24 protein-coding genes are annotated in these 23,496 nt (G+C 49.9%); 4 read left to right on the top strand and 20 right to left on the bottom strand.

The features are described 5' to 3' along the window. Positions 1 to 5: 5 nt before the first annotated feature. The 6 genes from CR205_RS14330 to CR205_RS14305 all read right to left on the bottom strand — a co-directional run bounded on the left by CR205_RS14330 (position 6) and on the right by CR205_RS14305 (position 7,247). Positions 6 to 1,289, bottom strand: coding sequence for a helix-turn-helix domain-containing protein (locus CR205_RS14330; RefSeq protein WP_110520787.1), 1,284 nt, complete (start codon positions 1,287 to 1,289; stop codon positions 6 to 8). 292 nt (positions 1,290 to 1,581) lie between these two features. Next, entirely contained in the window at positions 1,582 to 4,008 is a 2,427-nt protein-coding gene (locus CR205_RS14325) for a DEAD/DEAH box helicase family protein (RefSeq protein ID WP_110520786.1), read from the bottom strand. Then, a complete protein-coding gene (locus tag CR205_RS14320) occupies positions 4,005 to 4,325 on the bottom strand; it encodes a nucleoside triphosphate pyrophosphohydrolase (RefSeq protein ID WP_110520785.1) in 321 nt (106 codons plus the stop codon). Before CR205_RS14320 ends, CR205_RS14325 begins: the two co-directional genes overlap by 4 nt. A gap of 92 nt (positions 4,326 to 4,417) precedes the next feature. Then, positions 4,418 to 5,398 (bottom strand): DUF4003 family protein, encoded by a 981-nt coding sequence (locus CR205_RS14315; protein WP_161524789.1) that lies wholly within the window; start codon positions 5,396 to 5,398, stop codon positions 4,418 to 4,420. A 116-nt stretch (positions 5,399 to 5,514) separates the two neighbouring features. Then, on the bottom strand, positions 5,515 to 6,960 hold the full coding sequence (gene panF / locus CR205_RS14310; RefSeq protein WP_110520783.1) for a sodium/pantothenate symporter: 1,446 nt from the start codon (positions 6,958 to 6,960) through the stop codon (positions 5,515 to 5,517). Then, a complete protein-coding gene (locus CR205_RS14305) occupies positions 6,957 to 7,247 on the bottom strand; it encodes a YhdT family protein (RefSeq protein ID WP_236634846.1) in 291 nt (96 codons plus the stop codon). The genes panF and CR205_RS14305 overlap by 4 nt, the downstream gene beginning before the upstream one ends. A gap of 201 nt (positions 7,248 to 7,448) precedes the next feature. On the opposite strand from CR205_RS14305, the gene CR205_RS14300 reads away from it, so the two are divergent. Further along, on the top strand, positions 7,449 to 8,675 hold the full coding sequence (locus tag CR205_RS14300) for a NupC/NupG family nucleoside CNT transporter (RefSeq protein ID WP_110520782.1): 1,227 nt from the start codon (positions 7,449 to 7,451) through the stop codon (positions 8,673 to 8,675). Between the two features lie 49 nt (positions 8,676 to 8,724). Here CR205_RS14300 and CR205_RS14295 read toward each other — a convergent pair whose 3' ends face one another. Then, the gene (locus tag CR205_RS14295) at positions 8,725 to 9,375 is read right to left on the bottom strand and encodes an MOSC domain-containing protein (RefSeq protein ID WP_236634845.1); all 651 of its coding nucleotides are present in this window, start codon (positions 9,373 to 9,375) and stop codon (positions 8,725 to 8,727) included. Between the two features lie 108 nt (positions 9,376 to 9,483). On the opposite strand from CR205_RS14295, the gene CR205_RS14290 reads away from it, so the two are divergent. Next, positions 9,484 to 9,813 (top strand): DUF3221 domain-containing protein, encoded by a 330-nt coding sequence (locus CR205_RS14290; RefSeq protein ID WP_110520780.1) that lies wholly within the window; start codon positions 9,484 to 9,486, stop codon positions 9,811 to 9,813. Positions 9,814 to 10,045: 232 nt separating this feature from the next. On the opposite strand, the gene CR205_RS14285 is transcribed toward CR205_RS14290, so the two are convergent. Beyond that, positions 10,046 to 11,212, bottom strand: coding sequence for an acyl-CoA dehydrogenase family protein (locus CR205_RS14285; RefSeq protein ID WP_110520779.1), 1,167 nt, complete (start codon positions 11,210 to 11,212; stop codon positions 10,046 to 10,048). 276 nt (positions 11,213 to 11,488) lie between these two features. On the opposite strand from CR205_RS14285, the gene mreBH reads away from it, so the two are divergent. After that, positions 11,489 to 12,496, top strand: a complete 1,008-nt coding sequence (gene mreBH, locus CR205_RS14280; RefSeq protein ID WP_110520778.1) for a rod-share determining protein MreBH — start codon at positions 11,489 to 11,491, stop codon at positions 12,494 to 12,496. A gap of 280 nt (positions 12,497 to 12,776) precedes the next feature. On the opposite strand, the gene nhaC is transcribed toward mreBH, so the two are convergent. From nhaC to CR205_RS14260, 4 genes are all read right to left on the bottom strand, one after another. Beyond that, entirely contained in the window at positions 12,777 to 14,240 is a 1,464-nt protein-coding gene (nhaC, locus tag CR205_RS14275; protein ID WP_110520777.1) for a Na+/H+ antiporter NhaC, read from the bottom strand. Between the two features lie 105 nt (positions 14,241 to 14,345). After that, positions 14,346 to 14,531 carry a hypothetical protein gene (locus CR205_RS14270; protein ID WP_110520776.1) on the bottom strand — a complete coding sequence of 62 codons (186 nt, stop codon included), beginning with the start codon at positions 14,529 to 14,531 and terminating at the stop codon, positions 14,346 to 14,348. A 197-nt stretch (positions 14,532 to 14,728) separates the two neighbouring features. Further along, on the bottom strand, positions 14,729 to 15,307 hold the full coding sequence (locus tag CR205_RS14265) for a class I SAM-dependent methyltransferase (protein ID WP_110520775.1): 579 nt from the start codon (positions 15,305 to 15,307) through the stop codon (positions 14,729 to 14,731). Between the two features lie 24 nt (positions 15,308 to 15,331). After that, positions 15,332 to 15,928 (bottom strand): carbonic anhydrase, encoded by a 597-nt coding sequence (locus tag CR205_RS14260; RefSeq protein WP_110520774.1) that lies wholly within the window; start codon positions 15,926 to 15,928, stop codon positions 15,332 to 15,334. 161 nt (positions 15,929 to 16,089) lie between these two features. On the opposite strand from CR205_RS14260, the gene CR205_RS20310 reads away from it, so the two are divergent. After that, the gene (locus CR205_RS20310) at positions 16,090 to 16,233 is read left to right on the top strand and encodes a hypothetical protein (RefSeq protein ID WP_161524788.1); all 144 of its coding nucleotides are present in this window, start codon (positions 16,090 to 16,092) and stop codon (positions 16,231 to 16,233) included. Between the two features lie 67 nt (positions 16,234 to 16,300). Here CR205_RS20310 and CR205_RS14255 read toward each other — a convergent pair whose 3' ends face one another. From CR205_RS14255 to CR205_RS14220, 8 genes are all read right to left on the bottom strand, one after another. Further along, the gene (locus tag CR205_RS14255; RefSeq protein ID WP_110520773.1) at positions 16,301 to 17,275 is read right to left on the bottom strand and encodes an NAD(P)/FAD-dependent oxidoreductase; all 975 of its coding nucleotides are present in this window, start codon (positions 17,273 to 17,275) and stop codon (positions 16,301 to 16,303) included. 30 nt (positions 17,276 to 17,305) lie between these two features. Next, complete coding sequence (locus CR205_RS14250) at positions 17,306 to 17,443, bottom strand: lmo0937 family membrane protein (RefSeq protein WP_110520772.1); 138 nt, start codon at positions 17,441 to 17,443, stop codon at positions 17,306 to 17,308. Between the two features lie 59 nt (positions 17,444 to 17,502). Next, positions 17,503 to 20,190: an Eco57I restriction-modification methylase domain-containing protein gene (locus tag CR205_RS14245; RefSeq protein ID WP_110520771.1), complete on the bottom strand. Its 2,688-nt coding sequence runs from the start codon at positions 20,188 to 20,190 to the stop codon at positions 17,503 to 17,505. Between the two features lie 45 nt (positions 20,191 to 20,235). Next, a complete protein-coding gene (locus CR205_RS14240) occupies positions 20,236 to 21,330 on the bottom strand; it encodes a nitric oxide synthase oxygenase (RefSeq protein WP_110520770.1) in 1,095 nt (364 codons plus the stop codon). Between the two features lie 75 nt (positions 21,331 to 21,405). Then, the gene (locus tag CR205_RS14235) at positions 21,406 to 21,726 is read right to left on the bottom strand and encodes a thioredoxin family protein (protein WP_110520769.1); all 321 of its coding nucleotides are present in this window, start codon (positions 21,724 to 21,726) and stop codon (positions 21,406 to 21,408) included. Next, positions 21,698 to 22,156 (bottom strand): DUF1284 domain-containing protein, encoded by a 459-nt coding sequence (locus CR205_RS14230; RefSeq protein ID WP_110520768.1) that lies wholly within the window; start codon positions 22,154 to 22,156, stop codon positions 21,698 to 21,700. The genes CR205_RS14235 and CR205_RS14230 overlap by 29 nt, the downstream gene beginning before the upstream one ends. Before the next feature lie 183 nt (positions 22,157 to 22,339). Then, entirely contained in the window at positions 22,340 to 22,870 is a 531-nt protein-coding gene (locus tag CR205_RS14225) for a hypothetical protein (RefSeq protein WP_110520767.1), read from the bottom strand. Between the two features lie 103 nt (positions 22,871 to 22,973). Continuing rightward, positions 22,974 to 23,489, bottom strand: a complete 516-nt coding sequence (locus CR205_RS14220; RefSeq protein ID WP_110520766.1) for a hypothetical protein — start codon at positions 23,487 to 23,489, stop codon at positions 22,974 to 22,976. Positions 23,490 to 23,496: the final 7 nt, after the last annotated feature.

The following is a 23,496-nucleotide window of genomic DNA, read 5'->3' as shown; positions in this document are numbered from 1 at the left end:
TATTATTAAATCTCGTAATTCATGACTTCAAGTGCTTTCACCGCTTTTTTATAATACATCGCTGCCTTGCGGTGATGCTGCTTCCGCTCATACCGTTCTGCAAGATCCTTTGCATAGATGTGCACGTCTTCGTAGCGTTCGTGTTTTTCAAAAAACGGTACAATCTCGTCTTTTAAAATGTCTTCAAAATCACCGTTCTCTCCAGGAGTGGCGATGTGGCGGTAATAGGTAAAATGATATCGGTACTGCTCCACAAGGAAACTCCTGGTTTTTGTTCCTGCTTCTTTCAAAATTTCAAAACCGTGATCAATCCAGCTTAACAGTTCGCTGTACTGACCCATTTTATGAAATTCCTTCAAAATGGAACGGATACAGATCAGGCGGTCTGTTCCTTTGCGGAGACGGTAGCTCATCTGGAAAACGGTAATCGCCTCCAGTGAAAGCCCCCGTGCAGAAAACAGCTCCCCTTTTGCCTGAAGCACTTTCCCTTCCAGCTGCTTATGCTGAATGTTTTTCGCCAGTTTCATAGCTAGCTCGTACTGCTTTTCCGCACTTTCATACTGCCCGATCCCTTTGTAACAGAGGCCGAGCATCAGCCTGCAGTCCCCGCTCCTCTGGTAATCGTAATTGCTGTCGTAGACTCTAACCGCTTCTTTCATATAGTACATGCTCGCATTAATGTCCTTCACTCTGTATGAGCAGACTCCAAGCATATAGTAAAGATCCACCACGTCTTTATGGGGAAGATGCAGTGACGCCCGAAGTCCGTCAGCCTCTTTTAACAGCACGATAGCCGTCTCCGCCTGCTGATTCAGAAAGTGATACACACTCTTCATTTTCAGAAAATGAAACTTCAGCTCGGCATCTTCAATTTCTTTGACGAAGGATTCATTTTTCTCAAGAAGGGCCTGACCACTGGCATGCTCTCCACGAAGAAACCTGAACCGGGCCAGGATAATTTCAAAGAAGACAATCAGATGAGGATTCTGGACATACTGAAGCTGGTCATGCAAAACATTACTGAGGTTTTCTGATTCATCAAGCTCTCTGTCGATGATGAGCTCGTTCATCTGATGAATCCGTTCCTTGAGCTTTTTCTCATCGTGAACCGCCTTTACTGTATCGTGAATCTCCAGACGCTCCAAAAGCTGCTCCATCAGCTCATTGCCTACATCAATCTGATCATTTTCAATTTTACTGTAGTACGAAATCGAACAGATTCCTTTTGCAACTTCTCCTTGCTTTTTTCGCTGCTTCAACCTGTGATACTTCAGAATTTTTCCGTTCATTTCGCTCCACTCCCAACACGTCCGAGGCCAGAAAGGCTTTTCTTTGTTCCGGACCGGCTGCAAACGACCGGCAGCCGGTCCTTTTAAGTACATTGTCTTATGATAGTACATTAGGTAAGACATATAAACGCTTTTCGTGTTCCATTTTCAGGAAATAACTTTTAGAACCGAAAGTCGGAGTAAGTCTTTCGACACAGTCTATATTCCCCTGTTCACCGGAGTATACACTTCAATATTCTATCATATTTTGTTTTATATAGGAAAATACTGTTACTACAGAACTGGAAATGTATCACTTCACTGCCTTTCTCTCAAAATAGCTTTCCAGTCTGTATTGGCAGATTTCATTCGTCCAGCCAAAAATGATTTCATTATGCTCCAGGGTCCAGGTCCTGTTGATCATGAATTGATCATCTTCAAATGACACAAGCCCCTTGGAAGAACCGCTCCATTTCGTCATGGGCATCGTTCTTACAAGGGAAACCGCTCCTCTATCCGTGAGGTTCTGGGTTGTTTTATCACTAAAATCAATCTTCCTGCGATAGTCCCTGGATAGATAGTAATCTCTGAAAAACGGTGCAGTCTCCTCTGGAGTAACAGCGTCTGTCCATTTATCAGGTCCGCGGATGATCATAAATAGAAGAACGGTCATCTTATAGCTTTTTGACATGACAGTCCGTTCAGTTTCAATAAGCCACTCCTTTGCCTCAGTCAGTGCTTCTGATTCTGTATCATTTAATTCTCCTGCCCAGTCAAGAAAGCCTGGAAAAGTTTTAAATTCATCTCTTATGGCTTTGCTCTCTATTTCAGCCTGTCTGTGAAATTCAAGATAGGTCGGTCTTCGTCCCAGCTCCTGTTTAAGTTTGTTATAAGCTGAGAGAATTTTATGCTTTCTCGGCTGTTCTTTTCGTTTTAATTCCTCAAGCAGACTGACTGCCTGAACATCCAGATTAATTTCACACGCTGCCGGCACTTCAGGTATAACCGATTCTTTTCTGCTGTTTTTCTTTATGGCGCGCTGCGTGTCAAAAAGCTGAAGCTTTAAGTCAGCGTTACTGTAATTTCCGAGCAGGTCAATGATGACGCAGTATTTCTTTCCTTCATGCAATCTCAACCCCCGTCCTACCTGCTGTGTAAACACGGTTAATGATTCGGTCGGACGTGCAAACAGGAGGGTATCGATCGAAGGTATATCCGTGCCTTCGTTAAATATATCCACGGTGAAAATCACCTCGAGCTGCCCTTCCGATAGCTGTCTTATCGCTTCCGGCCTTGAAACAGAAGCCGCCCCGGAAGTGAGGCTGACAGCTCTCACTCCTTGGGACTGAAAGTAACGACTCAAAAACTGAGCCTGTCGGATCGAGCTGCAGAAAGCCAGGGTTCTGGTCTGTTTATGAGCAGTCCATGCCTGATAAATCTTTTCAGCCAGGTCTGTTTTCAGCTGAGCTGCTGTGAGTTCGTCTTTGTCATACTGCGTTCCGAGCCAGGTAATGGAAGAATAATCGGTACCATCGTAAACTCCGAAATAGCGGAAAGGACTGAGCCAGTTCTTTTCAATAGCTTCCAGGAAGTGAAGCTGATAGGCTACATTTCCACCGCAGAGATTAAAGACGTCCTTGCCGTCCATCCGGTCAGGGGTCGCTGTCAGGCCGAGCAGAAAACGGGGTTTGAAATAATGAAGCAGGGCCTGATAGGAAGCTGCAGCAGCGTGATGAAATTCGTCTACAATAACCAGATCAAACGCTTTGGGGCTGAACCTGTACAGTTCTTTTTCACGTGACAGTGTAAAAATTGAAGCAAAGACCTGGTCGGTATCCCTCTCCTTCATGCTGCCGTTTAAAATACCCTGACTTTTTTCCGGCATAATATGGTTAAAGGATTTTCTGGCCTGGTAAAGAATTTCCTCTCTGTGAGCAACGAAAAGCACATTTTTGAAACTCTGGGCAAAGAAGCCTGCCAGGTACGTTTTTCCAAGGCCTGTTGCCATGACGACCATCGATTTATCGTAATCCTCTTCTACAACTGTATTCAGGGCTTCAAGGGCTTCATGCTGTGCATGCCGCGGTTTAAGGGGCACGTTGATGTCGTAGCTGACTGAAGGTTCAGTCACTAAACCTGCCTGGCTCTCGCTTCCATTAAACATCAGCTCTTTTTCATCTGTTTCATGCCAGTTCCTAAAGTTAGCATCCGTTTCCCGGTGCACGTGCTCATATTCCTTTTCATACTCTGCAATCGTTTCACAGTTAACAGGAACCGTCAGAGGGTCATAAAAAAGTCTCATAAACTCTTCATTTGCAGTTTCAAAACTTTCAAAGGATGCCGTTTCATTAACAGACAGATTCCACTCAACTCCGTATGTAAGAGCGGTCCTTGATAAATTTGATGATCCCACGTACAGGATTCCTTCCTCAGATTCAAAGTTGAAAATATAGGCTTTTGGATGGAATGAGCGGCCCTTGGCCCGAAGAAGCCTGACGTTAATTTCCGCGTGCAGACTTGTAAGTTTTCGGAGGGCAGATGGCTGTGTGACATACATATAGTCACCTGTACAGATTTTAATGTCCGCACCTCTCTGTGCTGCCTCATTCAGTGAGTCTGAGAGAACATCTACTCCTGAATTCATCGTAAACGAAACAAGAATATAGATCGTATCCGCCTTTTTGATATGAGCCGTCACTTCCTCAACCAGCTGTGTGGTGATCAGTTTTACCCTGCTCATTCTTTGACTTCTTTCAGGTAAAGCCTTTCCTGAAATCCGCCGCGCGTTTCAGCCTTCTTTTTTCTTAGCTTCTCAAGGATTTCTGCAGATGCACCGTGTACAGCTCCAAGGGCATAAATAAGTTCGAGCAGGTCTGCCAGTTCTTCTACGGCGTCTTCATCTTTATCCGCATCGATATATTCATCTATTTCTTCGAAAAGTTTCTCTCTGGCTGCTTTTATGTATTCTTCACGGGTCAGTTTTTCAATCACCGCTTCTTTCCCGCTTTTTTCAATGATTTCCGGTATCCTGTCCCGGACAAGTTTGTTATAAATCATTCGATCCACGTCCTTTCATTCAACCTCTGCTCCTATCATACCATCCACCGAACGCTGCGAAACACCCGCCCTCCTAAGAGAGCGGGTGATTTTCAGTTACTTGATGTGGTCACGCCGACTGCGCCAATCGTGGTTAGCATGATGGCTGTATCGGCCTGCTGAAGCATGGCGATCGTGGAGAGCATGTGGCCTTCAAGCGGTGAGTCGGCAAGGTCGGAGGCCGCGGTGAACTGGACGGCGATCTGCCAGGCAAGGTCCTTTTGCCAGCGGAAACCGGGCAGTGTCTGGATGTTATCACCGGTCTGCTGGACCGTGCCCATGTCGTCCGGTGAGGCACCGCGCAAAGCAAGAAGTCCGAGTTCACTGTAATAGGCCGGTTTCATCTTGTTCACATTGCTGTTCCAGGCGTCGGAGAGTGTCCGCATTTTTTCCAGTCGCTCTTCATGGGTGAAGGAGTTGTCCAGTGACAGCACGTGCGTAAGTCCCTGGAGGTCGTTTCCTTTACTGAATCGCCAGTCGGAGAGTGCTTTGTAGGTTTTCGACAGCTCTTCGGTCAATTCGTCAGGTTCTTCTTCGCGGACAAGGGCGAGAAGGACGATCAGCGGATAGTCATGTTCGCCTGTTAAAAACGGATGACGGGAACGGATGGACTTATAAAGCGCCATCGCCCGTGCTGCGAAATCTTTACTGCTGTGGACCTTTTCCTTTTCCTGCGTGACAATCATCATCGCTGCCAGATAGGTGGAGTTGGACCGGTGAAAGCCTGCTGCGACGAGGGCGTCATACATTTCAAGAAAGCCTGCAAAAGCCTGTTTTGGATCGTCCGTAAACAAATCAAGGTTTGCAGCAACCGGGTAGCGGAAGCTTGTACGGAGAAAGGACCATGCCCCAACCTCCTTTTTAATCCAGTCCGCCAGCGTACGCAGGTGCTGCTGATCCACCGCTTTATGGCGATTGGCGTACATGGACGCAATCAGGAGCCGTCCCGGTGTGTCCAGGCCGCTCCATGCTGCTGCTTTCTTTACAGCCGTATCATTTTCCTTTAACAGTCTGATTTTATCCTGAATCGTCACCTTAACCATCCCCCTGAAAAAAATCGTTATCTAATGTACGATCCGTGTGCAGGAAAAGTTCCCGGGCTGGTAGATGTAGATAAAAAAAGGTGCCCGCAGCCGGACACCTTGTGGCGTTACATATGAAGGGGTTTCTCTGATTTCCCCTGGGTAAAGAGGCTGCCGGCGACAAAGCAGACGAACGAAAGAACCACAGGCAGAACTACGGAGTGCATGCCGAACGGGTCCGGCCAGAACTGGTGGATCAGAACGTAGGAAAACACACCGGCGATCATGGAAAGAAACGCGCCATATTTGTTTGCTTTGTTCCAATACAGGCCAAAAATCACCGGCCATATAAATGCCGCTTCCAGGCCTCCGAAGGCAAACAAATTGAGCCAGATTAAAAGATCGGGCGGACTAAGGGCCAGGGCAAACACAAGAACACCGAGAACCGCCGTCACACCGAAACTGATCTGCTTCACCCGCCTGACGGAAGCGTCTGGTTTGATGTAGTTAAGATACACATCCTTCACAACAGCCGAACTTACAAGAAGAAGCAGGGAATCGACCGTTGACATGATCGCGGCAAGCGGGGCTGCAAGCACAATCCCCGCCACCCATGCCGGAAGGACCTCCATGGCAATCATCGGCATCACGTGGTCCCCCGTTTCAACTCCTGGAATGATCGGGCGGGCAAACACACCGATCAGGTGCATGCCAAGCATAATGAAGCCCACGACTACCGTTCCCACAATAAGAGCCCGGTGCATCGCCTGGCTGTTCCGGTAGGACATGGCTCTCACGGTTACCTGAGGCAGTGCCACTACGCCGACACCAACGAGGATCCAGAATGAGGATACATAAGCAGGCGTCAGATTTCCTTCCGCGCCAAAGGGAGTCACCAGATTAGGGTTCTCGGCCATCAGGTCGTTCATAATGTTTGTAATTCCGCCGCCGGCAATGATCGTTCCGATCAATATGACGAGCGTTCCTCCGACCATAACGACGCCCTGTACCGTATCTGTCAGTACAACGGCCCGAAAACCGCCGAGAATCACGTAAATCAGCACTGCAACTGCGAAAATAAACAGGGCTGACGTATAGGTAAGGCCGGTTAAAGACTCAATCAGCCTTGCCCCGCCCACCCACTGGGCCGCCATGGCGCTAAACAGAAAGATGATAATACTGAAAGCCGAAAACAGCACCACAGCTTTGCTGTTGTATCGGTGCTTTAAAAAATCGACAAGTGTCAGTGCATTGTATTTGCGGGCCATTATCGCGAATTTTTTCCCGAGCACCATCAGCACAAAGTAGCCGGTAGCCACCTGGGCCATGGCGAGCAGTACCCATCCGAGCCCTTCTGTGTAGGCAACGCCGGGGCCGCCAATAAAACTGGAGGCACTGCCGTACGTGGCGATCATTGTCATGGCGAGGATAAAGCCGCCGAGCTCCCGGCTTCCGAGAAAATACTCCTGCAGAAAGCCGCTCCCTTTTCTGTTTACGTTGCGCGACGACCAGATCCCGATCATAAAAATAAGAATCAAAAAGCCTGTAAGTGAAATAATGACGGCTGTATTCATCGGCGCTCCTCCTCTTCATCATCAAAGGGAACGTCCGTAAACAGAAATTTCACAGCCAGTACGACTAGTACGACCATCAGAACAAATCCGGCGACACAGCTGTAAAAAAACCATGCAGGAAGACCCATGATAAACGTGTACTCCTCAGGGGGAGCAGAGCCGAGGCCGTAGGCAAAGCCATACCACCATGTAAAGTTGATGATGACGAGCACCACACCGATTAACGCTTCTCTGTTCGCAATTTTAAACCGGGGATCTTTATGTAAATCAATCGCCTTATATTCCACTTTTATCCTCCTTTCGAAAAATGATTCGACATAATTAGATTTTTTATGATAAAACGGTTACATTTCGCTTGTGAATTTGGTACGATCTTGTCTGTGTCCTTATTTTTGTTATAAATATCGCACTTTAGTAAACGTTATAAAGTAAGCGTTTCACAAAGTGCAGGGACGATAGTCAGTATTATACATCAAGGAGTGAACGACGTGGATATTTTATGGGGTCTTTTTGGGATTGTTGTCGTATTGGGTATTGCCTTCCTTCTCTCCAACAACCGAAAAGCAATTAAACCGAGAACCATTCTGGCCGGGCTTGCGATCCAGATTACGTTTGCCTTCATCGTGCTGCAGTGGGATCTTGGACGGGCTGCTCTTCAGCAGTTTACACTGGCCGTTTCCAGCATTATTGATTTTGCCATGGAAGGGGTCGACTTCGTCTTTGGGGGAATTTTTGAAGGAGACAATATCGGCTTTATTTTCGCTTTTGAAGTGCTGCCGGTTATTATTTTCTTCTCGTCCCTGATTTCTGTGCTTTACTACATCGGAATCATGCAGTGGGTCGTTAAAATTGTCGGGGGCTTCCTTGAGAAGGTCCTTGCAACGAGTAAAACGGAGTCCATGTCAGCCGCGGCGAACATCTTCCTCGGTCAGACAGAGGCACCGCTTGTGGTTAAACCCTACATTGCCCGCATGACAAATTCGGAGCTTTTTGCGATTATGACAGGTGGACTGGCGTCGGTTGCCGGTTCTGTACTAATTGGGTACTCCCTTCTCGGTGTCCCGCTTGAGTTCCTTCTCGCAGCCAGCTTCATGGCCGCACCTGCCGGTCTGATCATGGCGAAAATGATGGTACCGGAAACAGCCGATATGTCAGAGCGTTCTGATGAAAACCTTGAGCTTGGAAAAGACACGGACTCTGCCAACGTCATTGATGCTGCAGCCCGTGGCGCAAGTGTTGGTCTTCAGCTTGCCCTGAACATTGGTGCGATGCTCATCGCGTTTATCGCTTTGATCGCCCTTGTTAACGGATTTATTTCCCTAATTGGAACACCGTTTGGTGCAGAGAACCTCACCATCGAGCAGATTCTCGGCTTCGTATTCGCGCCTCTAGCTGTTGCGATTGGTGTACCCATTCAGGAAGCCGTTGCAGCCGGTGGATTCATTGGTCAAAAGCTTGTGCTGAACGAATTCGTAGCGTACCTGTCCTTCGCTGAAACGATGGACGAGCTTACGCCGAAAACGGTTGCCATTGTGACATTTGCTCTTTGTGGATTCGCCAACCTTTCCTCCCTCGGGATCCTTCTTGGCGGGCTTGGAAAGCTTGCACCTGAACGCCGTAAAGACATTGCACGTCTCGGTGTCCGTGCCGTAACGGCCGGTATGCTCGCGTCTCTTCTCAGTGCCGCAATTGCCGGAATTATGCTGTCGTTCTAATGACTTCACTAAAGTACCGCCCCTTTAACAGGAGCGGTACTTTTTTGTGTCAATTCAGTTTTTCGAGCTTTCGTTCTACATTTTCGCGCCAGCTTTCAGCCAGATGGGGGAGCTTTGCCAGCGCCTGAAGTCCCTTTTTGTTGTCCGCTTCCTGAAAGTTTAGCCTGTTAACTGCAGTGATTGACGTATCGGTAACTCGTTCTTTAAAAACGAGCGGATCGCTCTTGGACACTTGCCCTTCTTTCAGCACGCGCAGATAAAACCCTGAGTACCCGCTTTCCTGGACAAAAAGAGGGAGTTGCTTAATGTCGTGGCGTTTGGCCAGCTTGTAGCACGGATGACGAGGCTGGCTAACCTGAACGACCGCCTCTCCCCATTCAAAAGTGTCCCCGATACAGACGTTGTCCTCAAGCAGACCAGTAACGGTAATGTTTTCCCCGAATGAGCCGGGTTCAAAATTTTTCCCGGTTTTTTCCTTCCAGTAAGGAAAATGCTCCTTAGCGTAGACACAGACTGCTTTATCCGGACCGCCGTGATGAACCGTATCCGCTACTTCATCCCCCTCAAGCGTTTCACGGGAAAGATAGACCGTGTCCTCAACCGGTTTTTTCACAATTGCGGATTCGACAGCTTTTTCCCCGCTTCCGGCAATTACCTGTGTTGTTCCTCTGTTCAGTGAGTGTACCGTTCCTTTTAACAAGTCCCTGCACCTCTTTCGCACGTTTTGTTCCATTTTATACCTTTGTCTGTGAAACAACAAATCATACACGGCGTCAATAGTAGTAACGCCATTTACGGGAGGACTCATATGAAAACGTTTCTGGGAGTTTTGTGTTTATTTTTCCTTGCTGCATGCGGGACAGGAGGCGTCTCCGACAGCGATCCAATCGAAGGACGGGTGGTGGACCGCGGCGGGAACAGCATTCTCATCGTGAGTGACATCAGTGAAGAAGAGGCTGCACAGATTGACGGTGAAAACATCGCAGCAGGAGGCGCTGGTGCCGCTTACTGGTTCAGCGGGATTGAGGATCCCTCACAGTATGCCAAAGGAACGCTGGTGCGGGTCTGGGCTGGGGAAATTGCCGAAAGCTACCCGGCTCAAGGCGAAGCTGAGCGGATCGAGGTGGTAGAGGAGTAAAAAAAGGACCCCGCAAGAGTACGGAATCCTTGATTAAAATGAGTATACCCTTACGTCAGTTTTTCGAAGCTCCACTGAACGCCATCCGCTCGCTTTCCGCGGCGGTGCCGGCGAGCCTCCGTGAGCTTCGCTCTACGGGGTCTCGCCTGGCCCCCACTGCCGCAGGAGTCTCGCTGCTGGCGTCAGTTGCGCTTTATAGAGGTTTACTGATTCAGATACATACTTAATTTTATTAATCCTTTTTCTCCGGGTAGGCCCGGCCGGCAAGCACATTGGTGGTAATGTCATCTGACGGCGGGTTGTGAAGCCCTGCCCGCACATCACGGTAATAGCGTTCAAACGGCATGCTTTTCATGAGGCTCTGCCCGCCGACGATCCGCATAGCCAGATCCACCACCTCAACCGCTGCATTTGTAGCGGTTGTTTTGACTGCTGCCAGTTCAGCACCGAGTTCCCCGCGCCGTTCCGGAAAATCGTCCCAAAGCTTTGCCACGTGGTACATGAAATGACGGGCCTGCATCAGCTTCAGATCCATCTCGGCTGTTTTCCTCCGGACTTCAGGCACCTCTTTGATCGGATGATTGAGACTATTCGGCTGGTACGTTTCTGCATACGCTACGGCATCATTTCTGGCTGCTTTGGCCACTCCGATGTAACAGGCAGGGATATGAAGAAGCCAGCCCTGCGGTCCTCTGCCGTGCCCTGGCTGACGCTTGGCCACATAGTCTTCGGCATTGATTTTCACACGGTCAAGGATCAGATCGTCACTGCGGGTCGCACGCATGCCGAGCGTATTCCAGGTTTCTTCAATGCTCAGACCTCTGCTTTCCCGCGGAATCTTAAATTCCCCTGTCTCGCCGGTCTCCTCCACCGTAGCCGTAACAATAAAATAATCGAGGATCGGCGCGAGTGACGTGAAGGTTTTTTTACCGCTGATTTCATAGCCGCCGTCACGCAGACGTTTCGCTCTGGTTTCCGGTTTCCCTCCTCTGGCCGGGCTGCCAGTAGCCGGTTCCGTTGCCGCGCTGTTAATCAGGACTCCGTCTTTTACAATCTCCCTGCAGATGGCTTCAAACATCTCCGGCTCCCATTTTCCCGTGTCTCTCAACTGCATCACAAGGCCGTTATGCCAGCCGAGACTGAGGGCCGTTGCGGCGTCCCCTTCTGCGATTTTTTCCTGGACGAGAAGATAGTCGTAAAGGGAACCTCCCTGCCCACCAAAGCTTTCGGGCACCGTCAGTGTAAAAAAGCCTGCTTTTTTTAAGTCGGCGAAATTATCAAATGGAAATGAAGCGTTCCGGTCATACTCCGCAGCACGTTCTTTAAATAAAGGAACAAGCGATTCCAGCTTCTCGTTACGCTTGTTTTGTTCATCTGTGAGCAGAAACAAATCCCGCATCGTCCCACCTGCTTTCTTTGTTCGAATTTTCCCAGTGCAGTTATAATAAATCATATCGAAAAAGTCGGGTTTGTGCCACCGTTCTGCCTTTGAAGCCTAGATCACTCCCATGTTTTCTTGTATCTGCAAATTAGTGGAATACCTGTGTTCTTTTCCCGGGAAATGACATGATTCTCTGACATTTTTCCATAATTTAAGCTCGTTTTTACCCCTATAAATCTGTTACTGTACTAGAAAGTCTATAGTAAACGTCAATAAAGTATGGGGGATTTTTTTATGTTTTCAAACACACAAATTGGAATCGATCTAGGTACTGCCAATATTCTAGTATATACAAAGAACAAGGGGATTGTACTTAATGAACCTTCTGTGGTTGCCATTGATCTGAATACGAAACAGGTACTTGCCATCGGTAATGATGCAAAGAACATGGTCGGAAAAACACCTGAAAATATCGTGGCGATCCGCCCGATGAAAGACGGGGTTATTGCGGACTACCAGGTAACAACAGATATGCTGAAGGAAATTATGCGCAAAGTGAGTAAAAAGCTTGGTTTTTCCATACGAAAGCCGAGTGTTGTCGTATGTACACCGTCCGGCTCCACTTCTGTTGAACGACGTGCCATTCATGACGCTGTGAAAAACTGCGGTGCCAAGTATGTGGATCTGATTGAGGAACCGGTGGCTGCCGCAATCGGCGCCGACCTTCCTGTTGAAGAACCGATCGCCAATGTGGTCGTTGATATCGGCGGCGGAACAACTGAAGTCGCGATCATCTCCTTCGGCGGTGTGGTGTCCTGCAACTCCATCCGTGTCGGGGGCGACCAGATGGATGAAGATATCGTGCATTACGTACGAAAAACGTACAACCTTCTAATCGGTGAACGTACGGCTGAGAATATTAAAATGACAATTGCCTACGCGCTTACGGAGCACGAGGAACTTACGATGGATGTCCGCGGACGTGATCTTGTAACCGGCCTGCCAAAAACGATTACGCTACGCTCCACAGAAATTCAGGGCGCGATCAGAGAGTCCCTCCTCAGCATCCTTGAAGCGATTCGTGCAACACTTGAGGACTGCCCTCCTGAACTCAGCGGTGACATCGTTGACCGCGGTGTGATTCTTACAGGTGGCGGCGCTCTATTGAACGGTATTCAGGACTGGCTCAGCGAGGAGATCGTTGTACCGGTGCATGTGGCACCGAACCCGCTTGAGGCTGTGGCGATCGGCACAGGCCGTTCCCTTAACGTCATTCACAAACTGCAGAAAGCAGCGAGATAATATTCGGGACGGGGACAGAGGAGATCGGCCTGATGGCTTTTGATCTGCCTTTGTTCCCGTCTTTGTTTTTTCGTGGGTGTGAATGTATAAGCGCAAATTCTGATTTATAAGCGAAATTTCGGATTTATGAGCGGAAATAGAGATTTATAAGCGACAATGTGAGCTTATAAGCGAATTCTCCGGTTTATGAGCAAAAATAAAAATTTCGTAAAAAATCAATCACAGAAACGATAAAACAGCCCGGAAAAATGTCCATTCAGACATTTCCCGGGCTGTTTCTTTACGCATACTGCTGTATTTTTTCCTCTGAATCGGATTCCTCCTCTTCAGACTCGCTCCCTGACGGTCCATCATCCCCGCCATTCATGCTGATGCCTGTAAATCCGTAAATAATGGTGATCACCGGACAGAGCAGGCAGAAAAACGCAAACGGAAAGAAGCTGAGCACCGGTACGCCAAGGACACTGGCCATAAACACACCGCTGACCCCGTATGGAATAAGCGGATTCACTACGGTACCGCCCGCTTCCAGCGTTTTCGACAGATGCCGTCCCTTAAGACCGAGTTCACGGAACTGCTTCTTGTACGCTTCCCCCGTCAGCACGACACTCATGTACTGCTCCCCCATACCAATGTTAATCCCGATCGATGAAAGCGTTGTGGATAATACCGCCTTGCCGCGGGTATTCACCCAACTGTGGACACCATGGAGAATGGTTTCAATGATGTTGAGCCTGGATAGAATACCGCCCATGGAAAGAGCTAGAACAAGAATCGATACGGCCCACATCATGTTCTGAATCCCTCCGCGGGTGAGAAGCTCATCAATGTCACCATTTCCTGTGGAAGCCGTAAATCCTTCCTGAATCAGAACCATCCAATGGCTGAGAGCAAGCTGCCCGTCCTGAATGACAGCCATAACGAAGCCGGCGCCGATTCCTGCCAGCATCGTCGGGATTGCCGGAGTTTTACGGATCGCCAGCACAGCCATAACCACTGCTGGTATCAGGGCGATCCAGTGTACATGGGACGCTTCCGACAACGTGGCGATCCATTCGTTCATCTCGGTTGTTTCCGCCGTTGTCTGAGCCCGTCCGATGATAAAAAACAGAATAAGACTGATCACAAATGCCGGAACTGCTGTCCACATCATATGCCGAATATGTTCAAACAGATCCGTTTTCGTCACCGATGACGCTAAATTTGTAGTATCGGAAAGTGGACTCATCTTGTCACCAAGAAGCGCACCTGAGACCACGGCTCCAGCTGTCATGGCGAGATCCACACCGAGGATGCTGCTGAGCGCCATAAACGCGATACCGATGGTGGAGGCTGTTGTAAACGAGCTGCCTACAGCCATTCCGACGATCGCGGTGACCACGAACACGCTCGGCAGAAAATATTCGGTTGAAATGGCCTGAAAGCTGAAGGCAATCAGGGTTGGAATCGTACCTGACTGCATCCAGGCGGCGATCAGAATTCCGATAAGCATAAAAATGATGATCGGGATAATGCCAGCACGCACACCTTTGACGATGCCCTCTTCCACCCACTGCCACGGCTGCTTTTTGATCAAATTGTATACCGCAAGGAGCACAATGGCCAGAAATACCGGTACGTGGGGCTGTGCGTCTAAATAGAGGAGGGACACCCCGATCAATGCTAAAATGGCAAGCATCACGCCGGCTGCTTCCAGCCCCGTGACGCGCGGTTTCTGTTCCGTATGTTCAATCTGTCTGTCCATCATGAATGCCTCCTGTTTCCCATACACTTGTATGTTATAAACCACAAAAAAAGCCTTCCAGTCCTCATTAGGGACGGAAGAGCTCCGCGGTACCACCCTATTTGATCAGTTTTCGGCGCGACTAATCTGACTCTGCTCTCCAGTCATCTGGTCGTCTCTTCTCTGCTCGGCTTCGCGCCGTCCCTGATCCGCTTCGTTGATGGCCGCCTGATTGTCTGCAAAATGTACTTCGCAAATGTATCCTGCCTGAGCTCCCAGCTCCCACTCAGTCTCTGTATGCTGCCCGGACACGTGCTACTTCGTCTGCTTACGGCCTGCTGTATTCATCTGGATGTGTGTTTGCTTACGTTCCGCTTAACTACTTAAACGCTTTTAAGTGATAAAGTTTTTGCTACTATGTAAGACAATAAACCATCCTGGTTTGTGTGTCAATAGAAAAATCACCACTGACTCATCCATCATCCGGACCCTTCAGTGGTGATCTCAGTTCACTTCTCCCCAGTTACAACATAGATCCGTTCTTTTCGCAGGATGTTCACGTTCCTGAACCCGGCTTCCGTCATTTCCCGGCTGACAAGTTCCTCATCCAGCCGTTCATGCTCAGGTGGTCCCATCGTAAAGGATTCTTTCTTCCACTCGGCTACAGCAGCTTTTCCTCCCGGCTTCAACAGCCGTTTCATCTCGCCGAAGGCTTTCATCCGGTCGGAGGCTTCGTGAACAACAAAGCCGGCGACAATGCCATTTACACACTCGTCTGCAAGAGGTACGTCCTCCAAGTCCGCTTCAATAAGTCCGACGTGCTCATGCCCGGCTTCCATCATCCGGACGCCGAGCATCCCGAGCATCTCCGCTTCGATATCAACGGCGTAAACATCGTTCGTCGTTTTCTCTGCAAGAGGCATGGTAAAAAAGCCGTTTCCTGCTCCAAGATCCGCTGCCGCTTCATCAGTTCCAAGTTCAACCAGGCCTGTAATCCATTCAGGATCAATCAGTTCCCGCCGCTCGGCGCTTAGGAGCCGGTCTGCTTTTGCCGGATCAAATCTCTCACCGCTCATCGCTCTGGTCACAACCTTTCGTCACCCGTTGCATGCTCAGTATCCGAGCATCTCCCGGTCTTCTTCAGTCAAGTTATCGGGATCGAACACGTCCAGGCTTCCTGTTTTCAAATCAAACAGAGCCCCGATAATCGACACTCCTTCACCGTGCTCCTGAAAGACGGGGTGCTTCTGAAGCCGCTTCATCTGCACCATCACGTTAAACTTGGCCAGCTTTTCAAGCGTCCACTCCTTGTCCGTTGCTTCCGGGTCCGGCATGCTGTCCTTTACATACTTAAGCCAGCCCTGCAGGCCTTCTTCATCATTGTTTTCCCATGCGGCCTGCACACCGCCGCAGTTGGTATGTCCGTTTATAAGTACGTACTTCACTTTCAGATGAACGAGGGCGTAGTAAAGCCCGGCTGCAAAGCTTTCATCGGACTCGACGACCTGATTGGCTACATTCCGGTGAATAAACATATGTCCCGGCTCCATTTCTGTCACCGTTGTCGGGCAGACTCTTGAATCACTGCAGGCAAGCACCAGAAAATCCGGGTCCTGTCCCTGCGTAAGTTTCTCAAAATAGTCCGGGTCCGTATCAAGCCATTTCTTTTTAAAGTTCACATTCTTCTTTTTCAGATCCTGAATATCCATCTCAAATCACCTCAATAAAAAGAGTTATGGTCTACACATAAATTATACACGGATCAGGCTGGAATGAAAGAAGACGTTATCCAAAACAGGACAATAGCGGAGACAAGCCGGGACAGCAGGACATAGACTGGACTAACAGTCGATTTACGGAGGGGATCGTTATGGCAGGAAGACTGCTCGGTATACTGCTTCTGTTCTGGGCTGTCGCCATTCTCCTGAGTGTGATCGGCGGCTTTGTCCAGGTACTCATCATTCTCAGCCTGCTCTGGTTTATCTTTCAGTTTTTCCGCAATGCCGGCGGATAAATGTTCTCCGCCGCCACCGCGTGAAAAGAGGCTCTTCCCTGTGGGACAGCCTCTTTTGTATGTTCCTCTATCCCTTTGTCAGATGCTTTCCGGCGGCAATTCCGGACAGGACGGCGCTCTCCACCCGTGAACGGCTGGACGGATCTTCAGGAGTAATAAACGCATCACCTGCAAATAGAAGCGGATGCCGCAACCCGGCATCGATAAAACCGTTTCCTTTATGTGTTTCCTTTACTTCTGCATAGCGCCATTTCTTCAGCTGGAATCCGGTGACAGCAGCCGGATCGAAATAATCAGCTCCTATGTCCATAAGCTGTGTGATTATTTCATCCTTGGACAGATCAACGTTTGCCTCTGCCCATTCACCTGACGCATAGATGCTCACGATCGTTTCATCAGAAATCCCTTTCTGACGATTATCTGCAACGGTATCAAGAGAGGCGGGGAGACCCGACTTTACAATTCCCGGATCCGGCACTTTTGAAGGGCCTTCAAGTGTGACGAGTAATACATAACTTGGTGCGTAAACGAGACTCTTCAGCTGTTTTTCCGCCTCTTGATTAAGAACGAGAGGATAAGTCATCTGAAGGGACTGGGGCACCGGCACCGTCACGATGATCCTGTCGGCCTGAATCTCAGCTGGTCCGCCAGGCGTATCGCCGTATATAACAAACCCCGATGGACCCTCTTCAATCGCTTTTACCTTTGTTTCAAGGGATACTTCCAGTCCGCTGGCCAGTTCCTTCACGAGTCGGTTCATTCCGTCGTGCGCCATGTAACGGGGATGATCATCCCCAAACCATCGTCTCACCCAGCTGTTTTGCTCCCACCGGCTAACGTGATGTTTAAACGCATCCGTGCGGACGGTGAAAAACTGCGCTCCATGATCAGCTTTTCCTTCTCCAATCCTCCGTGTCGCCATTCTCCCTCCGACACTTCTTCCCTTATCAAGGATCCGCACCTTGCTGCCTTGTTCTGTTAAGGTAACAGCCGCCATAATGCCGGCCAGTCCTCCCCCGATAATCACTGTGTCTTTTTCCATATCCGGCACATCCTTTTCTGCAGGGGTCCGTTACCGGCCGCGAATCAGTCTGATAATCAGGACAACGAGGGCAATCACAAGAATAATGTGAATCAGCCCGCCGATCACTTCCGTGAGCAGTCCGAAGATCCACAGCAGTATTAAAATTGCAATAATCGTCCAGAGCATGTGAGTGTTCCTCCTTTTTTCTCTTTCTTAAGGAAAGATATCCCCTACCCTGCTCGTGATCAAACGTTGACGCCCTCTGCTCTGCTCAAAGCCCGGTTGAAGCGTTCATACGCTTCGGGAATTGAATGAGCGTCCTGATCAACCAGCCCGTTCACCCGGATTGCCAGGTGGGGCGGACAGCCGTCCTCAAGCAGCTTTGTTTCCCTTGTGCCGCGAAGGCCAGGGTAATAAAACCAGATGAGCCTGCCTTTTTCCCAAACCGGCCAGTAGAGCGGTCTTTTGCCGTATTCCTGCTGGTGGTCCCGAAAGAAACGCTCTCTCATGTACATACGGACCGCTGCTTCAGCCGGCACGTTTTTCCTTGTTGTAAGATGTGCTGCCAGCCAGTCAAAGCTTTCAGCTATACCGAAGCCCTGTGCCAGAAGGATGGCTTCTGCAGTCCGCATAAACGCCTCTTCTGTGAGGCAGGTTCGTTCTGTCTGTTTCTTCCCGGGCTCAGCCCATCTGCCGAAAGCTGTTCCAACCGCGTAAGACAGAAATGACCGGGCAAAACGGCGGGGGCATGGCGGGCGGATACTGAGCGTTTTTTCCTCAGGATGCACCTGAACGTGCCCGGTCAGCCCGTACGCCTCTGCAAAAAATCGGTTGAGCGCTTCTTCGTTTGCCGACAGCTTTTTCCGCTTCTGAAGGACCTCTTGTGCATAAAGATGGTAACTTTCCTCAAGGCTTGCTGCTCTGTACCGTCGAACCGGATGTTCCGTAAAGGTCATCGACGTTTCCTGCCACCTTTCCTCCCAGAGAGTCAGGCTGATATTTTCACGGACGAGCCGCTCCACCTGTTCACGATCCCTGTGTGCCGGCACCACAACCGGTAGTTTCCCCAGATCACCCCCGCTGTAGTTTAACGACGAGCTGTAGCTTCGTAACAGAAGATTGGCCGCACTGCTGTTAAGAAGGCCGGTCAGGTAAAGGAGCGGGACGCTCTTTTCATACACGGCGAGGCATGCGTCATTTACAACAGAACCGGCTGGTGTGTAGCGGCAGGACAGATCCTTGGTTGTGACTTTTGACCACGTGATGGCTGGCTGAAAATAAAAGTGGGGCGAGCGGTGCCCTCTGTTTGCCTGAATCGCATCATAGCTTTTCCGGTCCAGGCGGATGACCCACTCGCAGTGCCCGCTCCAGCGCCGGAATGGGCCTCCCTTTTTCACAGGAAACCAGCAGGAACCGCTTTCGAAAGCGTCTGTGATTGAGTGTGCGCTGCGGTTCAGCTCATGTGCGGGCACTTCATACCACTTGCGTAAAAAAGCTCCGTTGTCTCCCGTAAACATGCCTTTTCGCACAAAGGCTGTATCTTTTAATGGAAGGAACCGGTCAAACGCCTTGGTGACCTCCGGCGATGCCCGGTAGCTGAATACCGATCCCGGCAGGCGTTGAAAAAGAGCAGGGTCGCAGTCGATCCGGCCGTTTCCGGCTAAAAAAGCAGCCTCCTTCGCCTGTGCGGTTTTTCCAGCGGTCAGATCAAAAAACGGCACCTTCCCAGGTGATGGCGGTACTGCCCGCATCACCCACGCAGCCGTCTGCACCACTTCGCCGCTGATCGTTTCAAAGGTACCTGTTCCGAGATGGAGAAACGAGGATGTCTGCCTGGATGTGAGCACCTGTTCACGAAGACGTTCGTAGCTTTTTAAATACATCCACGACTGCTGGGCGAGGCAGGCAGACCACCCGCCGGAACTGGTTAAACGGAACACCCGCTCCATAAAGGCGGCGTAGAGGTCGTACCGGGTATCCGGATAGGCCTCCTTTAAGTACGTGCTCAAATCCCCCGGCATTCCTTTCGTCCCCATATAAGGCGGGTTTGCCAGCACGATCGGAAAATGTGAAGCGAGAACCGTCCCCGCCTCGCATAGGGAGCCGTGAGCGGCGGGGTCGACCTGCTGGATGTTTTTGAAATCAACACAAGCAGGAAATACGCCGGACAACTCCCGGCTGCGCAGGAGGAGGGAGGCTTTCGCCAGCTGCAGAATGCCGGCATCGATGTCGAGCCCGTAAAGATGATTCTCAAGAATCAACCTTGGAATTTCTCCCCGGGCAGCGCCTGTTTCCTCGTACACGGCAAACAGAATATCGAACACCTTTAACAGAAGCTGGCCCGAGCCGCAGGCCGGATCGAGCACTTTCATTTCCTGCAGGGTAAAAGGCGAAGGCTCTCGCGCGCCGTTTTTCACGAAATAGCGCATGCTGCCCCTCAGGCTTGAATCAGGCCGGATCCCGAGCCACCATGCGCCTACCGTGTTCTCCGCCATATAGGATGCGATCCAGTCCGGTGTAAACAGCTGCGTTGCTGCCGGCATCTCACCGGGCCTGATTTTCCTGCTTTTTCGTACCCCTTTATAAATTCGTGCCTTTTCATCGCGGATTAACGCCTGGTAAAACAGACCAAGTTCCTCCACCCCGCAAAATATATTTTCCTTTGCTTCCGTACGAAACAGTTCAGTAAGCCGGGGCCGGCACGCGTCAAAAAAGTGCTTTTCCCCGTCCTTCAGCGGGTCAAACGCGCCGGGCATCGTCTGCTCCAGCCACTCGCCGCCGTCTTCTGATCCTGCCTTGAACCCTTTTGACTCTGCATAGTGAAGCACCGCGGTTCTCAGAAAAATACCAGTCGCCGCTTCCCCTTTGACACCGGCTGACTGGATCACATCTTTCTGCTTTGACGTCAGCCTGTTCATCGTTAATCGGTCCATCCGCTTCGCTCCTTCTGGAGATTTTCCGGACAAAAAAGAGAAGCCTTAAGGTTTGTAAGGCTTCTCCTGGTAGTGGTAGTTCGGTGTGACGACCTCGTCGTTATACTGTTTATGAAAAACATGGGTGGCTGCAGGTGACACAGGCGGGATCAGCCAGCTCCAGTCACCGGTTACCGGGCGTCCCGATTCCGTTTCCCGGTTTTCAAACTGGCGGAACTGCTCGGCCGCTGTATGGTGATCCACGATGCTGACGCCGTCTTCCCTAAACGAATGGATGACCGCTCTGTTTAACTCAACCAGAGCCCGGTCCTTCCATAGTGTAGAGACCCGGGATGTGTCCAGATCAAAAACGGAAGCGATTTTCGGCAGCAGATCGTACCGGTCTGTGTCAGCTAGATTGCGGGCCCCGATTTCCGTCTCCATGTACCAGCCGTTAAAAGGCGCCGCCGGATACTGGATGCCACCGATTTCAAGGAGCATATCCGAAATGATCGGCACCCCGTACCATTTTACATTCAGATCCGCAACGGCCCTGTTTTCCGGGTGACGAATCGCGACCTCTTTGACGAGATCTGCAGGAATGTCAAACCATTCCGGCTCCCCGCCGTCAACCTGAATCACGAGCGGCAGAAGATCGTAATCCGTCCTCTCTCCTCGCCAGCCCAGAGCTTCGCACTTCCGGGTGAACGAAACGGACCACTGATCCCCGATCACACCTTCTTCAGTTTCATACCCTGCATAGCGGAGCAGCTGATGATTCCAAAGACGGATCCGGTCCGTCTGCCCCTCACTCCGCTGGGCGAAGACCGTAATCGTAGGCAGAATTCGGCCGTCATTTGTCGCGTACTCGATATGCCGGCAGAGGGCGTCAAACACGTCTTCGGCCGTCCGGAGGTCACGGGCGTCGAACACATCAAGCGTCTGCCAGAAAAAACGGCCGATACAGCGGTTGCTGTTGCGCCAGGCCATTTTCGCCCCGTGGCTGATCTCCTCCGCCGTATGGGTATAGGTCCCCGTCTGCTCGATTTCCGTTTTGATTTCTACGAGGCGGCTTTTTATCGATTCCTGTTTATTTAATTCACTGTAGCACTGCTGCACAAAAGCCTCAGCTGCTCGATACATTGTTTCATTTCTGTCCATGTCACTCTCCACCGTTCTGAGATGCTTCTTCCAGTATACCTGATTCTGCCACCTCGGGAAATCCCGGAGTTCCCATTAATTTTCCGGCAGTGTCCGGATGATCATCCGATTCAGGTCATCCCAGTCTATAAAGCGGGAGCCGCGCCACACTTCCCGACCTTCAAAAAAGAACAGTACTGTCGGTGCCGAAAACACCGTCCACTGTCCTCTTGCTTCCGGTACGTCTTCGATCTGTCCTTTTGCATACACAATTTCGTTGTGGAACTGCTCTTCCAGCTGCCGTTCCACGGCCTCACAAACGGTGCAGTTCTTTGACTTAAGAAGAACTATCGCGCGGTCGCTGCTGCTTACAAAGTCCTTTACTTCTTCAAACGATTCTATTTTCCGAAGCGTCATTCCGTTCTCTCCATTCTTCGTTGAGCTTAGCGATGCCGGCCTTGCATACCCCGTGTGCGAGCCAGCTGCACCCTTTGCAGATATGATCGAGGTCGTCAGGCTTCACAGTTCTCGCGGTCCACTCCACAAGCTTGCTTTTTCTGTACAGTCTCCCCGCCTCAAGCTTCAGGTGCTTAAGCGCCCTCGTATCGAGCCCCTTCACATGGGCATCTGAGCCTGGACTTGCTGCACAGAACGTGCTCCCGTTATGGGGACACACGTCACAGGCATCATCCAGCTCCACCAGCACCCTGATCCCGAAATCCTGATCCGGATCCCTGATTTCCGTTACGATCTCCTCCATTCTTCTCACAAAACCCGGGCTGTAACCCATCCCCTGAAATCCGTGTACACAGAGAAGGTGGTGCCCCCTCAGCTGTCTCTCTCCCATTTACAAACGCCCCCGCTCCATTTGTTAACTCATTTATAATTGATGTTAACATATAGTGTATGTACTGCGGGGAGATGACTGTCCGATTATTTTTTTATCCGGGAGATTCATCAGAATAGGCACCCATGATCCGCGAATGTTTCAAAAAAAGACAGGCAGAGGGCCGCCTGTCCACAATAACCATCATTCATTCAGATAACGATCCATCAGCTCTTCCTCTTCCGGAGTGATGTCGTCCTCATCTCTTAAATCATACTCCAGTTCCGCATTTACTCTCATGGCATCATACTGATTTGCCTGCTGGATCATGATATCAAAACTCTCCAGAAAATCTTCCGGTATCCCCTCTGTGAGAACCATGTCCAGATCTTCTTCAAACATCTCCAAAATGCTTCTGGACTGGTACAGCCTCTCCAGATAGTATTGATTGATTTCCTTTACTTCGTTTGTTTCAAAAGAAAGGTCCTCAGAGGCGCCGATGGCCTCGTCCACTTTTTCCTCCGCTTCCTCAAATCGTTCAACGGCTTCCCCGTAACCCGCCGACGTCTCTCCAAAGAGATCACTCATGGATGCCTGAAACTCGTTTACGGGATCATGCTCCTCTTTCGCATCCAGATATATTCTATAATCACCCTCCAGTCCGCGGTCAGCGGTGCAGGCCGAAAGAATACTCGTAATAAAGATCGTTCCAATGATAAAACGCCGCCTGTTCATTTCGTTCTCTTTCCTCCTGCCAGCCATTCTGTATTCAGTCTATCATTAAACTTTTGCCAAAACTGTAAAAAAACAGGTGTCGCCACCTGCCTTTTAGTGTATTTCAGTTATTTCCTTCGAATCGGTTCAAAAGCTCATTAGCCTCGGCTTCTGCTTCGTCATCACCGTAAATATCCTGACGGGCTTTTACATGAGATTCCAGCATGTAACGTACAGAATCCTCCTGGTGATTTAAAAAGGCCTGAAGAGACTCGTCTGGTAAATTATCTTCTAATTCACCTTCCAATTCGCCCAGGGACCTATCAAGGCTTCTTAACGAATCGAGATACAGACCATGCACCTGAATCATTTCCTCTGTCTCATAGTGTTCTTCCTGCATGGCTTCATAAGCCTGATTTACAAGGCCCGTCATTTCCTGATGTTTTTCCGTTAACTCAGTCTGCTCGGCGTCAGACGCAATCAGACGGTTAAACTCGTTTAATTTTTCAAATGGCCAATGTTCCTCCTGCACAGCCTCAAATGATTGATGCTCTTCTACTGCTTCATCATTTACTCCTGCCCCACATCCGGTGAAAATAATACCAGTAAGAGATAGAAGGAACCATTTCATCGTTTTCATACGATCA

The sequence above is a fragment of the Alteribacter lacisalsi genome, assembly GCF_003226345.1.
Taxonomy (GTDB): domain Bacteria; phylum Bacillota; class Bacilli; order Bacillales; family Salisediminibacteriaceae; genus Alteribacter; species Alteribacter lacisalsi.
The sequence above is the reverse complement of the archived record's forward strand: the minus strand, read 5'-3'. Positions and strand labels throughout refer to the sequence as shown.

Excerpts from the sequence above, each read along its gene's own strand:
- CR205_RS14330 (WP_110520787.1), bottom strand. The coding sequence starts at position 1,289 with ATGAACGGAAAAATTCTGAAGTATCACAGGTTGAAGCAGCGAAAAAAG.
- CR205_RS14325 (WP_110520786.1), bottom strand. The coding sequence starts at position 4,008 with ATGAGCAGGGTAAAACTGATCACCACACAGCTGGTTGAGGAAGTGACG.
- CR205_RS14320 (WP_110520785.1), bottom strand. The coding sequence starts at position 4,325 with ATGATTTATAACAAACTTGTCCGGGACAGGATACCGGAAATCATTGAA.
- panF (WP_110520783.1), bottom strand. The coding sequence starts at position 6,960 with ATGAATACAGCCGTCATTATTTCACTTACAGGCTTTTTGATTCTTATT.
- CR205_RS14290 (WP_110520780.1), top strand. The coding sequence starts at position 9,484 with ATGAAAACGTTTCTGGGAGTTTTGTGTTTATTTTTCCTTGCTGCATGC.
- CR205_RS14285 (WP_110520779.1), bottom strand. The coding sequence starts at position 11,212 with ATGCGGGATTTGTTTCTGCTCACAGATGAACAAAACAAGCGTAACGAG.
- mreBH (WP_110520778.1), top strand. The coding sequence starts at position 11,489 with ATGTTTTCAAACACACAAATTGGAATCGATCTAGGTACTGCCAATATT.
- nhaC (WP_110520777.1), bottom strand. The coding sequence starts at position 14,240 with ATGGACAGACAGATTGAACATACGGAACAGAAACCGCGCGTCACGGGG.
- CR205_RS14260 (WP_110520774.1), bottom strand. The coding sequence starts at position 15,928 with ATGGATATTCAGGATCTGAAAAAGAAGAATGTGAACTTTAAAAAGAAA.
- CR205_RS20310 (WP_161524788.1), top strand. The coding sequence starts at position 16,090 with ATGGCAGGAAGACTGCTCGGTATACTGCTTCTGTTCTGGGCTGTCGCC.
- CR205_RS14255 (WP_110520773.1), bottom strand. The coding sequence starts at position 17,275 with ATGGAAAAAGACACAGTGATTATCGGGGGAGGACTGGCCGGCATTATG.
- CR205_RS14250 (WP_110520772.1), bottom strand. The coding sequence starts at position 17,443 with ATGCTCTGGACGATTATTGCAATTTTAATACTGCTGTGGATCTTCGGA.
- CR205_RS14245 (WP_110520771.1), bottom strand. The coding sequence starts at position 20,190 with ATGGACCGATTAACGATGAACAGGCTGACGTCAAAGCAGAAAGATGTG.
- CR205_RS14240 (WP_110520770.1), bottom strand. The coding sequence starts at position 21,330 with ATGGACAGAAATGAAACAATGTATCGAGCAGCTGAGGCTTTTGTGCAG.
- CR205_RS14235 (WP_110520769.1), bottom strand. The coding sequence starts at position 21,726 with ATGACGCTTCGGAAAATAGAATCGTTTGAAGAAGTAAAGGACTTTGTA.
- CR205_RS14230 (WP_110520768.1), bottom strand. The coding sequence starts at position 22,156 with ATGGGAGAGAGACAGCTGAGGGGGCACCACCTTCTCTGTGTACACGGA.
- CR205_RS14225 (WP_110520767.1), bottom strand. The coding sequence starts at position 22,870 with ATGAACAGGCGGCGTTTTATCATTGGAACGATCTTTATTACGAGTATT.
- CR205_RS14220 (WP_110520766.1), bottom strand. The coding sequence starts at position 23,489 with ATGAAAACGATGAAATGGTTCCTTCTATCTCTTACTGGTATTATTTTC.